7 protein-coding genes and 1 pseudogene are annotated in these 12,897 nt (G+C 35.5%); 2 read left to right on the top strand and 6 right to left on the bottom strand.

All coding sequences use genetic code 11. The features are described from left to right. Window positions 1-176 precede the first annotated feature (176 nt). Both AABM58_RS06945 and AABM58_RS06950 read right to left on the bottom strand, forming a co-directional pair. A pseudogene (locus AABM58_RS06945) lies at window positions 177-1,448 on the bottom strand (IS4 family transposase). 930 nt (window positions 1,449-2,378) lie between these two features. Beyond that, window positions 2,379-5,378: a phosphoribosylformylglycinamidine synthase subunit PurL gene (locus AABM58_RS06950; protein WP_338406752.1), complete on the bottom strand. Its 3,000-nt coding sequence runs from the start codon at window positions 5,376-5,378 to the stop codon at window positions 2,379-2,381. 99 nt (window positions 5,379-5,477) lie between these two features. On the opposite strand from AABM58_RS06950, the gene AABM58_RS06955 reads away from it, so the two are divergent. Further along, the gene (locus AABM58_RS06955; protein WP_338406753.1) at window positions 5,478-8,294 is read left to right on the top strand and encodes a WPE palindromic element domain-containing protein; all 2,817 of its coding nucleotides are present in this window, start codon (window positions 5,478-5,480) and stop codon (window positions 8,292-8,294) included. Between the two features lie 163 nt (window positions 8,295-8,457). On the opposite strand, the gene AABM58_RS06960 is transcribed toward AABM58_RS06955, so the two are convergent. The 3 genes from AABM58_RS06960 to AABM58_RS06970 all read right to left on the bottom strand — a co-directional run bounded on the left by AABM58_RS06960 (window position 8,458) and on the right by AABM58_RS06970 (window position 10,311). Further along, window positions 8,458-8,775 (bottom strand): DMT family transporter, encoded by a 318-nt coding sequence (locus tag AABM58_RS06960; RefSeq protein WP_338406754.1) that lies wholly within the window; start codon window positions 8,773-8,775, stop codon window positions 8,458-8,460. A gap of 15 nt (window positions 8,776-8,790) precedes the next feature. After that, window positions 8,791-9,105: a DMT family transporter gene (locus AABM58_RS06965; protein ID WP_064124961.1), complete on the bottom strand. Its 315-nt coding sequence runs from the start codon at window positions 9,103-9,105 to the stop codon at window positions 8,791-8,793. A 99-nt stretch (window positions 9,106-9,204) separates the two neighbouring features. After that, window positions 9,205-10,311 (bottom strand): D-alanyl-D-alanine carboxypeptidase family protein, encoded by a 1,107-nt coding sequence (locus AABM58_RS06970; RefSeq protein ID WP_338406914.1) that lies wholly within the window; start codon window positions 10,309-10,311, stop codon window positions 9,205-9,207. A gap of 759 nt (window positions 10,312-11,070) precedes the next feature. Here AABM58_RS06970 and radC point away from each other — a divergent pair. After that, window positions 11,071-11,745 carry a RadC family protein gene (gene radC / locus AABM58_RS06975; RefSeq protein WP_338406915.1) on the top strand — a complete coding sequence of 225 codons (675 nt, stop codon included), beginning with the start codon at window positions 11,071-11,073 and terminating at the stop codon, window positions 11,743-11,745. Window positions 11,746-12,138: 393 nt separating this feature from the next. Here the strand turns inward: radC and AABM58_RS06980 are convergent, their stop codons facing one another. Next, on the bottom strand, window positions 12,139-12,846 hold the full coding sequence (locus AABM58_RS06980) for a class II aldolase/adducin family protein (protein WP_338406755.1): 708 nt from the start codon (window positions 12,844-12,846) through the stop codon (window positions 12,139-12,141). Between the last annotated feature and the right edge of the window lie 51 nt (window positions 12,847-12,897).

Raw genomic sequence — 12,897 nt, forward strand, 5'->3', positions numbered from 1 at the left:
ATACTTCATCTTACACTCCCTCTAACAATTTTGAAAGAAGTCTAATGTCAACACTATTGTCAAGTTTACTGGCCTTTCTATTAGTGAGATTGAAGAATTAAGTGAAAATCTGTGAACGGTATCGTCTCTCACACCGCTTAGCTGAACGGACAATGGCGTCAACTTAAGAGCCTCCATTAGCAAACTCTCCTAAAGACATGATGGCGTTTGGGCTTATCTACCTTATCGCGGCTGTCCTGGTCGGATTTTAACTTTAGCGCGTATACTTGCTCTATCAAAAAGGGCTTGAAAGTTTTTTGGCGAACAATTTCCAATAAGTACCTGATAGAGTTTCTGCCTCATTACACCAAATAAAACTGAAAAATTTAAACGATACTCAGCAATTTGATCTGGATTCCAAGGCCCTTGTGCATCACACATATGAAGCGACAATATATTACACATGACTAAGTTTGCCCAAAATTCTTGTAATACAGCCTCTAAATTTACGCCAGAAAAATTCTCTAATTCTGCACCTATTTTGAGTCGTTTATAGCACTCCTCTATATGCCACCTTAACACATAAGCTTTGCTGATATCTTCCAAAGTAAATTTTACTCGGTCAAAAAGTGAAGTAATCAATACCTCTGTTTCTCCGTTGGCTAATGTCAGCACTATAACTCTTACTTTCTGTCCTTTCATTTTATTTTTTAGCTTTTCATTTTCTAATATAAAATCGAAATCTAATTCTCCAGATGCAATTCGTTCCCATAGCTTGCTATAATTTCTTTTTTGCAAGCGAAAAATAAAATCTACTTCCAAATCATAATGCTGCTGAATGAATTTTACTGAAGGATAACCACGATCATAGATAAATAATAATTTCTTTTGATTTAATGAACGCATTTGAGTGATAACTTCGGGTAATTGCTCTTCCGCCAACGTTTGTTCACCTATATTCCAAGCCGCAAGACGAGCACTACAAATCAGCGAAGTACACAAATCAACAAACAAATTGCCAATGGTGGCATTGTGCCTGTTGTTCCATTTGGTTTAAAGCGGCCAAACTCGGATACAATTTCCTCAGAGCTGGGTAATCTCATACCAGAACCATCTGCTGCAATAAGTCTATAGCCTCTCCAAGTTCCATACTCAGGTTCATCCTGATAGGCTGTTTGGATGCTTAGCTCTAATAATTCTTGAAAGCCTGTATGGCAAATCTTATACCTTGCTTTAGAAAAAGCTTGCTTTGAGGGTGGAGTTTTACATGTCAATGGCTCCATAAGTTCACATTCTATTCCCAAACTTTTTTTAACTAACTTTAAAATCATAGAAAATACTGTCGAAAAAGGAAGTTTTCTTGTTCGTGTAAAACTGTTTTTTCCAACACAATGGATTCTCTGAAAAGCTTTCGAGTATATTATATTTTTAATTTGTAGAATAAAATTTTTCCTTTTTGCATGTTTCACCTAAAAAGGACACATTTTAAACTTCTTTGTTGAAATAAAATAGAAACAAAAGTGCTGTTTCCTGCGGCTTCTGGATAATTTAATGGTAAAAGTTTTAGAGAGAAATTTTATACACTATCGCTGATATTTTTCCTTAAGTTGACGCCATTGGCTGAACGGATACGTAAATTTTCTCGGTTAAAAACTCTATTTCTCCATTGGCTAGCACCCTTTTAAAGCTGCTATCAGAAAACAGGTTATGTGGAAATCTTAAAATACTTCTTGTTCGCCAAGCAAAATAAATACATTCCTGCAAACAAGCAGATGCTCAATACTGACGCATAAGAAAACTTAAAAATTAAGTCTCTAGTATATATTGATAGGCATTTACCTGCAGAAAATTTGTATAGTAATCCAACACATACAACGGCACTATCAACCACTGATGCTATAATTAAAGTAATGAGATTTGCCATATGAAAATTCAACTTGGACTTCAATTTTTCAAAAATAATTATGCTTGAGAGAAGAGATACTAAAATTGCAGTATATGAAATCAATATCATCAAATTAAAACTTTGCCATTTAAAAACACAACATAGCGCTATACACACTATTAAGTTGTACGTAGCTTTGCTTCTGCCATAAAATTCAACCATTGAATTTACAACTAAAGCAGCTCCCACAAATAAGGCAGCACATATCATCAATTTATTTGAAGTGTTGAGTAAAGAAAGACTGATAAACAGGAGTATCGATAAAATAGACATAATCAAATTTAATAACATACGTTCATTCTAAATAAACATTACATATAGTAAAAGAGTTATTTAGCATAATCAAAAAAAATATTTTAAACTGACATGCTATAGCTAGTGCAAGTCAGGGTCATACCGCCGCGGTATCTCTAGATCCCGCTAACAAGGAGCGGGATGACGGTTGTCTGTAAACCTAAGTTACTTTAGCTATATAATAACTATTTTTTAAATTTTTTAAATCTACTTTTAAAACATCCTTTATGTTTAGCACCTTTTTCTCTGTTACTTTGCCAATACATGAATAAACCGCACCTTTAAACAACTCTTCAAACCTCTTCTGGCTTTGTGGTGCAATAGTAACCAAAATTCTACTTTGCGATTCAGAAAACATTATTATCTTGTTTATTATGTCTGTATTTTGTGTTTTCCCTATTGGTACTAGTGAAAGATCGATTTCAGCACCGAGATCTCCTGCAATTAACGATTTTGCCAGAGCAATAATTAATCCGCCCAAGTTTGGTGCAATTGCAGAGGCAATTATGCCATCTTTTATTGCTTGGTTGTAACGCTCATACAACTTCCTAGCGCTCTTTGCATCAACTTTTGGTACGTTGTTATTACCTATTCCACTGTATAATTGATATTCAGATCTACCAAGTTCATCAAGTGTTTCTCCAAGTACATATATCAAGTCTCCCGGCATTTTCACATCAAGCGATACCGCATTTTCAATATTTTCTATAATTCCAATTGCTGAAATGAGTAATGAAGGTGGTGCAGATATCATCACTTTCTCGCCATTTTCATCATATCCCTTAAAGTCGTTAAACATACTATCTTTTCCGGATATGAATGGTGCTTTAAATGCGGTTGCGTAATCATAACAAGCCTCTGCAGCTCTCTTTAGCTGCCATAGCCTTTCTGGATTATAAGCGTCACACCAGCAAAAGTTATCGAGCAACGCTAGATGGTCTATATTTCCTCCTGCGGCTACATAGTTACGTATGGCAGTGTCGATCGCACATGCTGCCATGTGATAAGTGTCGATTTCTCCGTAACTTGAGCCAAACCCTTGCGATTTTACAATCCCTTTATTTGAGGAAAAAACTGGTCTTGAGACAACAGCTTCGCTGCACACTCTTCCCTTGCCCTGCAGTGGTTTCAGCACTGACGAACCCTGAACTTCGTGGTCATATTGCACCACTATGAACTCTTTGCTGCGTATGTTTGGTCTGCTCAGCATTTCTTTTAGTTCAACATCTATTGAACTAAGTGGGAGCTCAGAAGCTCGGTCTGGTGTCATGCAAGTAGCTATCCACTCTCCAGTCCACGGCTTTGTCTGTAAATGCACTTTGGGATTACCGTCATGCAGAAACTCGGTTTCCATATCCATTATTACTGTCCCTTCAGGACATTTAACAACAGCTTTACCACTCTCATTAAACTCTCCAATCACACAAACCTCCACATCATGTTTTTTCATGATTTGCCTAAATGAAGGAAGATTTTCTTCTGGCACTGCTAAGGTCATTCTCTCTTGTGATTCTGATATCCATATTTCCCACGGAGCCATACCATCGTTTTTAAGGAGAACCTTGCTCAAATCAACTTCAAATCCGTCTTTTCCCATTTCACCAATAGAAGATGATAGACCACCTGCTCCGTTATCCGTTATTGCATTATAAAGACCAAGATCTCTTGCTTTTATGACGGCATTGGATAGTTTTTTTTGTGTTATGGGGTCACCAATTTGCACAATTGTTGAAGGGCTGTTTCCCGACAAAGCCTCTGAAGAAAACGTTGCACCGTGAATTCCATCTCTTCCAACTCTTCCGCCAATAATTACGATTTTATCGCCGTTTTTAGGCCCTTTGATGTGTGAAGGTACATTATTTATACTGCGCGGAATAATTCCGACACTGCCAACAAAAACCAGCGGCTTTCCACAAAATCTATCGTCAAAATATACCGATCCAAGTTGCGTTGGAATGCCAGAGCAATTACCAGCAACATTAACGCCATGAATCACTTCTTTCATTATATATTTCGGTGGTAAGATCTCATCAGTACGCTCCTTGTCCCTATAAAATTTGCCTTTTGCTTCTTTGGCAAAGCAAAAGTAATAGGTATTCATTATAGGCTCCGCGCCTTTCCCGAAACCCACTATATCACGATTAACTCCAAGCACTCCGGTCATTGCTCCACCAAATGGATCAAGAGCTGAAGGGCTATTGTGAGTTTCAACTTTATCTACAATCAAGTAATCGTCATCAAAAATTATTCCTCCTGCGTTGTCGGAGAAAACTGACACGCATATGTCAGAATTTATCTCACGCGTTGCACGCTTAATATAATGTGCGTACAGGCCATCTTTTATTTCATCAATAGGAGAGCAAAAAATATTGTGTTTACAATGTTCAGACCAAGTCTGTGCCAGAGACTCAAGTTCAATATCATATGGATTTCTACCGAGTTTTTTAAAGTAATCCTTTATAGCTCTCATTGCTGCCAGCGAGAGCCCTAAAGTGCCGTTACCATCGATTCCATCTCTGCTGATTTTCTCAAGTTCTTGGTCAATTACATTTAAGTTAACAGATTTGGCTTTGCCATTAATGGTGTCATTTGAGTAGCTGACACTGGAATCTACATCTTTTTTCTGGATCCCAGTGTCTGGGCACTGGGATGACAAGTAAGAGAGCGCTGAAGAGTTTGCTTTGTATTTACCATAATATTTCCAGCTATAGTTCTTACAGATAAGTGTGCAATACTGAGTGATAGGATTAAATTCTTGTTTTATGTCATCTTCAGTTGGCAAATTCCCTTGACTTAGAATCAATTTTGAACTTCTTGCTTTGATATAAACATTTTCATCAATGTAGTTCTTGTTTATTAAATATTCTCTAACAATTTGTTTCACTGTGTTGCCTACATTATCGGTCATGCCAGGTAAAAAGCTTATTTCCAAGCCCCACTCAGCTTGTGGTTCTATGAAATCATATTGAACTTCTTCAAGGTTTTCGTTGTAGGAATAATAACGGCAATCTTGTATGACTTTATTATAAAATAGCCCGCAAATTTCTTCATATAATTTGGATGGTAATCCTTTGCGTATGTAAATCGAGTAAACGTTGACTAACCATCTGCGGCCAATTTGCTCGCATTTATTTAAAACTTCTATTCTAATGTTTGCCATGTAATGTTATAAAAAATTTTAATATATAATAGCATACAAGCACGTTTATATTTTGAATAATTTCTATACAATAAAATATTGTATTAATTGTTACTGTTAGTGGGAAGAGTTTTTACCGTTAATGTGGATGAATCTCTTTTTGATGTGCTGGTTCAGCACATATTTTCTGAATATGAAAGAGAAAAAATTCCTGAAGTAAAAATTATACTTCCTTGCAAGAGGGATGTGATAGCGTTGCTGAGTGCATTCAAGAATCATAACGCTAAAAAATGCATAATTTTGCCAGAGATAGTTTCGCTAGAGAATATTGATGAGGAAGATTTAATATTAAATCTTGATAGGGTTAAAGTTATCAAGCCAACAAAAAGGACACTGCTACTCATTCAATTCATATTAGAGTGGAATAGAAAAAATAATGATAATTTTCCAATTGATTTAGCTTATAGCCTGCCATCACTGCTTGATAAAATTCAATCTACCCAAACAACGGATTATGATCAATTTAATGAACATTCAAAAAAAATAGAGAATTTCATAAGCTTACTCACTGAGACTTGGAGTAAAACTTTAAAAGATTTAGAAGTAGTAGATATATTAAAACATAAGAGTGATTACATAAACAATATGATAATCTCTTTACAAAAAGACCAACATATAATCTTTGTTGGAATTGGAAAGGATAAGTCGTTGATCAAGGCTATATATGATCTGCCATTTGGAAAAATAATTTTGCCTAACTTGAATTTGAAAATTAAAGAGAAAGACTGGAAATCGCTTGATAAAAAACACTATCAATATTGCCTGAAAGATTTGTTGGATTATTTAAATGTAGATAGAAGGGATGTGAGTTTTCTGCCAGAAGCGTGTTCTGGTGTCATCCCAGTGCTCCGACACTGGGATCCAGAAAACTTAACTTTAAATGAGCGCACCAGGTGGCTGTATAATGAAAACTGGATCCCAGTGTCAAGCACTGGGATGACAGAAGAAAGGGCTGGGATAACAGGAAGTCCTGAGGAATATCTAGATTACGTCTTTGATACAACTGCCGATCTAAGCAAAGTTAGTAGTGGACATGTTGGCAATATTGAAGTCATCACTTGTGATTCCAGAGAGGAAGAAGCACAAGTGACATCATTAATTATAGAAAATGAAGGTTATGAAAACATTTCTTTGGTTGTCTTTGATAAATTACTTGCAACTCGTATAGCATGTTTATCAAGGCAACACAGTGCCATACCGGAAAATTATCCTTATATAACGCTCCTACTTTATAGTATCGAAGTTTTGACCTCAAATTGGAGCAGTGTGTCATTACTTTCGCTCCTTAAACATAGGCTAGTGACTTTTGGTTACACTCAAGAAGAGTACACTCGGATTTTATCTGAATTTGAAATAGAGATATTACGCAACTTTAGTACAAATGGCCTGAGCGATATTATAAATGCTATCAATGCCCATAAAAAGCTAAAATACAAAGAAGATATATTACTTATTATCAGTAAGTTAGAGGTTATATTTAATCCTTTACTTCGTTCTATAAATTGCTCTATTTTTGATGTGGTAGCAACTCATTTGCAGTGTATTAATATGCTATCTGGTATAAATTTTTCAGAGCTAAATGGTGAAATAGGTAATTTTACCTATAGCTTCTTGAATGCATGTGAGGGTGTAGAAATTAAGTGCTCCTTAGAGTTATATAGCCAAATTCTGACTTTATTTTTAGAGAAGGAGTTTTTCTCTGTAGCAAATGACTTAAATAAATTCAGCTTATATCACAACAAAGTTGTAATACTCGCTGGGTTTAATGAAGCGCCAAGCTTTCAAAGTCCGCTTTTGAATGCACTTACGAGAGAAAAATTTAACCTTCCTTCTGCGCAAGAAGAGCAGGGGTATTTTTTTTATACTTTACACAATTTGTTTTGTGCAAGTAAGGTTTATATTACAAGATCGCTAAGCCATAGAAAACCAATTCTATTGCAGCGTTTGGAAATTATGTTACAGGGGTCAAAATATCCTTATCGTGATTGGCTGCGAATATTAAATACGCCTGAATGTGTTGTTCCATGTACTCAACCTATGCCGAAACCTCAAACCGAGGTCAGAAAAGAAAAAATGCAGGTGATGTCTTGCAGCGCGGTGGAAAAACTAATCCGCAACCCTTACTCATTTTACGTTGAATATATACTGGGCCTTAAACAATTAAGAGACTTGAATTTTAAGCCATCGATATTGGAATTTGGCACTATGGTACACAACATTCTTGCAAGATATTTACGCAACAAAAAATCTCCAATGAGCATTGCACAAGAAGCATTTTCGACTAGTCAGTTTAATTTTTCAAATATGTGGTGGGTAAGACTACAAAAGATAATTCAATCTTTTGTCGAATTTGATGAAACTCGAAGCAATTATGTTGAGTTGGAAAAGAGCTTTTCCTGTCCGATATTTCATATTCCAGCGCGTGACACTGGTTCTTGTGATCAGTATGAAACTGCTTGGATGACGAATAGAGATCTGATCCCACAAGAAATCTTACTGACAGCAAGATGTGATAGAGTTGAGTATCTACCAAGTGGGCAAGTAGCAATTATAGACTATAAGCTTGGTTCACCACCTTCCAATGAAGAAGTGATGTCGGGGTTTTTTCCGCAATTAATTTTACAAGCCTTAGCGGTAGAACATATAACAAAAAGAGAAGTCTCAGAACTTGCTTATTGGAAACTTGATTATGATAAAATAAAAGTTGTTTCTATACAAAATTATAGATACAAAATGCAAGAATTAAAAAATGATCTGCCTGGTTTTTTATCTAATTATTTAAGAGATACTATTCCCTTTATTGCCTCTCCATATTTTGATAAATTCCTGAGATTTAACAGCTATAAACAGCTAGAAAGGGTAGGGGAGTGGTTGTAAATGGTGTCATGTGTGGTAAGTTTTTTCCAGGGTAAATAATTTTATGCGAATATTTCAAATTTAGGCATACCAATTGCAGTAAATTTGTTCATTAAGTAGCATTTTATACTCCTGTAATTGCCGTAAATTCTCGGCAAGAGCCGCCATTGGCAGCCACTTCGGACTATGTACCAAACAATTTTAATCCTATAATCCCGAATGTAACTAAAATAAAGCATATTACTTCGAATAAATTAACTGGTTCATTAAATAGATAAACTCCAAGTATCGAAGCTCCTATAGCGCCCACTCCAGTCCAAATTGCATAGCATACTCCGATAGGTATAGAACGTGTAGCGAGCGAAAGTAAATACGTACTAAGAGCCATGGAGAATATGCTAATTATTGATGGTACGAGATGAGTAAATCCACAACTATGCTTAAGTGTTATGACCCAGAACACTTCAATTAGTGACGATAAGAGTAAATATATCCAATTCATGCATAAACTTTAGGTTTAAATAGAGAGCTTTAGCCCTATGGTTCCTATTACAATTAAAATGATACATAAAACTTGAGATAAATTAATATTCTCTGTGAAAGCGGTTGCACCAATTATAGTTATTCCAATTGTGCATATTCCAGAGGAAACTGCATAGCATACTCTAATAGGTAGAAAGCATGCTGCAAGAGATAAAAAATAAATGCTAATGATCATAATTACCAATGTTGCAATCGAAGGCACAACTTTAGTAAAACTGTTACTAAACTTTAGCGTTACAGCCCACAGTATCTCTAGGATACTAGACAGCAACAAATATAACCAGCACATTTTCGTAACATTTCAATCTTGTATTGTAACAGAAATTGTTAGTTAAAACTACACTAAAGTGCAATAGATCTCTCTTTCGGAATTGCTTTAATATCAAACTTAAAACAACATCCTAAAAAACTTTTCTACGAAATTCAATTCCTGCACGTCATTTGCTGCATAAAGAGGTGTGGTTTGTTGCTCAATACCTGGTATTTCTACAAAAACTTTGCCCACTTCTTGACCTTTTTTAATTGGTGCAGGTATCATATCTTTATATTCAATACGCACCTTAATTTGGTCATGTAATTTGCGGTTGTAAGTTATGGTAACATCGTTTGCAACTGTAATAGGCACTTTTTTATCTTTTCCATAGAGAACATTTACTTCCTCAACTACGCTATCCTTAGCGAATATTTTCTTGGTGTTAAAATGATTTAAGGAGTATTGTATCAGTCTTTTTGCTTCTTCTATTCGCTCTTTCTCAGTGTTTAAACCATTTACAACAGCAAAAATTCTCCTATCATTTCGTTTTGCAGATGCTACAATGCCGTAACCACCAGCATTTGTATAACCGGTTTTTAAACCGTCAACCCCAATATCGTGAAAAAGTAGAAGATTTTTATTCTTTTGTGCAATTTCATTATATGTCAAATATTGTTCGGAAAATAAATCATAATATTCAGGAAAATCGGTGAAAATCCTTTTTGCTAGCATTATCAAGTCTTTTGCACTCATAAAATGATCTCCATCTGGCCACCCGCTTGAGTTGACAAAATGACTGTCATTCAGATTCAAATTTTGTGCAACCTCATTCATTTCAGCCACAAAGTTCTCTTCTGATCCTGCAATGCCCTCGGCTAGTGTTATGCATGCATCATTACCTGAAACTATTGTAATTCCTTCAAGTAATTCTCTCACTGTAACAAATTGACCTTCTTTCAAAAACATAGAAGAGCCTCTCCTTTCCCACGCTTTTCTACTTACTCGAAATTTATCCTCCATATTTATTATTCCAGCTTTTAGATAATCGAAGGCTACATATAAAGTCATCAATTTGCTCATTGAAGATGGGGCCATTTTTTCATCGGAATTATGGTCAAAAATGAACGAGTCTGAAGCTAAATCTAAGACTACTGCTTGCTTTGCTTTGGTTCTAAACTGGTATGAGTATGAAGAAAAAGGAAGTATAAAAACTAATAGCAAAATTACCAATCTGCTTAACATATCTATAATTTTAAATTTATAGTGCACTAATTAATAGTATAATTTTACAGGGGCATTTCAATAGATCTCTTGCATAAAAATTCCTTGACAAACTCCGCCAGCCCCCTTATCATGAAACTGAAGCTATTTATTTATCTTCTCTGTACAGATTAAATGACAAAAAAACTCACGTATCTGGCGTCTCATGTTTAATTTTTTGCACTATGTGCACCTTATGTCTTTATAAAGTTCTAGGTTTTTACCTAATATAAGCTAAAATGCGCTTATAAAGCATTTAAAACATAAAAAAACGCCAACTTAAAAAATGGATAGTGAATAACTAGCTACCCTAGGGTTTCTTTTGCCTTTTTTTCTGTTTAGTAAATTTCTTAAACATTTATGACTAAAGGTTAGTTGCATTAAAAAGTAGCTAAATCGCGGTTATTAAGTGTTTAGAATAAAAAAACGCCATACTTGAAAGTATAATGTAAGTAATTAGCCAACCACGGGGCTTCTTTTGCCTTTTTTTTCGTTTGGTAAATTTCTTAAATATTTGTGGCTAAACGACAATCGTCATCCCGCAGCGGGATCTCTTGTTAGCGCCGCGGCGGTATGACGGTTCGCGGCGGTATGACGTAGAGCTCGCGTTAGCTACTTTCATGACACCATTTGCTGTCTTTAAAAATGAATGTTCTTGCAATTGTACGTCATGCGCTTTATTAAATATTTTACTTAAAAATCTAATTTCTTATTATACAAGAGATAAGCAATTCATTAATGATGAAAGATTACAAAAAGGGGCATAGAAAGCGCCTAAGAGAGAAAATTATTTTAGATAATGGACAATCATTACTTGATTATGAAGTTTTAGAGCACATTTTATATTCAGCATACAGTAGAATTGATGTGAAACCGATAGCAAAGAGTTTGATAGAAAGTTTTGGCAGCTTAAATAAAGTTTTTAATGCTGACCTGGAAGCGCTGCAAAACGTTGATGATGTCAGCAATGCAGCGATATCTGCCATCTTTTGTGTAAAACAAGCCTTCGTTCGCTCTGCAAGAGAAGAAATAAAAGACCTGCCTATAATCGATAACTGGGAAAAATTGCTTGATTATTTAAGAATAAGTATAGGAAGCCTCAATAAGGAAAATTTTCGGGTCATCTACATGAACAAAAAGTATCGTCTAATAGCAGAAGACCTGCAAAACATTGGTACAGTAGATCAAACTCCTCTTTATGTCAGAGAGATCATCAAGCGCGCACTTTTGATTGGTTCAACATCCATTGTAATATCTCACAATCATCCAAGCGGAGATACACAACCTTCAAATAGCGATATATCTCTCACTAGACAACTAGCAGAAGCTTGCCAAAGTATAGGAATAGAATTAATAGACCACATTATTATTACATTCAGTAGCTATTTTAGTTTCAAGGAAAATAGGTTATTGTGAAAGCTTTTATAGCTACAGTAACTTAGGTTTATCGACAATCGTTATCCCGCTGCTTGTTAGCGGGATCTAGAGATACCGTGACGGTATGACGTAGGGCTGCTGTCATTCCAGTGCCCCTATGATGTCATTCCAGTGCTCCTTTTTTTGTCATCCGAGTAGCTGACACTGGGATCCAGTTTTCTTTACAAATTCACCAAAAGTGTTTCATTCTATAACGCAAAACCCATACTCACCAAACCCAATGCATTACTTGCAATTAAGTTTCCTGGATCCAAGTAGTCAGCTACTTGGATGACAAAATGACAAGAAGAGGGCAACTGGGATGACAAAATGATAAGAAAAGGGCACTTGGATAACAAGAAATGGGATGGAAGATAGTAGTGCGAAAGCCTCTTACAACTTACTTTTAAGTAGCCTAACCCATGCGTGCCAATCCCTCTCACCAAGATTGCTTTCAAAAGATAGGAGATCCTTTACAGCTTTTGAGCAAATTTCTTCACTTGGAATTGATAACTCCTTATTCATTGCTAACGTTAAACATTGAGTTTTGCACGCTCGTTCTAAATGATATGTGTAGAACATTGCTTCTTGTATAGTCCGACCACACGTTATGGATCCATGATTACGCATTAACATGACAAAATTTTCTTTCAGATCAGCTATTAACCTCTTTCCTTCTGTATCGCTAAGTGCTAGGGAATTATAATTATGGTAAGAGATTTTATTGTAAAAGTGCAGTGCCCATTGACTTATAGGAAGCAGCCCATCTTTGAGAGAAGAAACCGCTACAATAGAAGGTGTATGCAAGTGAAAAATTGCTTGAATATCTTTCCTTGCTTGATAAACAAAACCATGAATTATATAGCCAGTTCTATTATATTGATATTCTTTGCCTTCAATTACATTCCCATCAAATGATACTTTCATTAACGAACGTTCATCTACTTCATCAAAACGCATACCAAACGGATAAATATAAAACGACTTTTGATCTTCAGAACGCACTGAAAGGTGAGTATATGTATGATCATCGAACTTAAGGTAGGACAAAATTTGATAGGCGTAAACCAGATCCCTTTTTACTTTGCTTTCTGTTAACATCCCTGTTAAAATCTTCTGAAGATTTATACACGAAAAAAGGCTTGTAGTAAA

The sequence above is a fragment of the Wolbachia endosymbiont (group A) of Longitarsus flavicornis genome (genome assembly GCF_963931955.1).
In the GTDB taxonomy this organism is placed as follows: domain Bacteria; phylum Pseudomonadota; class Alphaproteobacteria; order Rickettsiales; family Anaplasmataceae; genus Wolbachia.

Coding starts and splice junctions, on each gene's coding strand:
- AABM58_RS06970 (WP_338406914.1), bottom strand. CDS start 10,311: ATGTTAAGCAGATTGGTAATTTTGCTATTAGTTTTTATACTTCCTTTT.
- AABM58_RS06950 (WP_338406752.1), bottom strand. CDS start 5,378: ATGGCAAACATTAGAATAGAAGTTTTAAATAAATGCGAGCAAATTGGC.
- AABM58_RS06960 (WP_338406754.1), bottom strand. CDS start 8,775: ATGAATTGGATATATTTACTCTTATCGTCACTAATTGAAGTGTTCTGG.
- AABM58_RS06965 (WP_064124961.1), bottom strand. CDS start 9,105: ATGTGCTGGTTATATTTGTTGCTGTCTAGTATCCTAGAGATACTGTGG.
- radC (WP_338406915.1), top strand. CDS start 11,071: ATGAAAGATTACAAAAAGGGGCATAGAAAGCGCCTAAGAGAGAAAATT.
- AABM58_RS06980 (WP_338406755.1), bottom strand. CDS start 12,846: ATGTTAACAGAAAGCAAAGTAAAAAGGGATCTGGTTTACGCCTATCAA.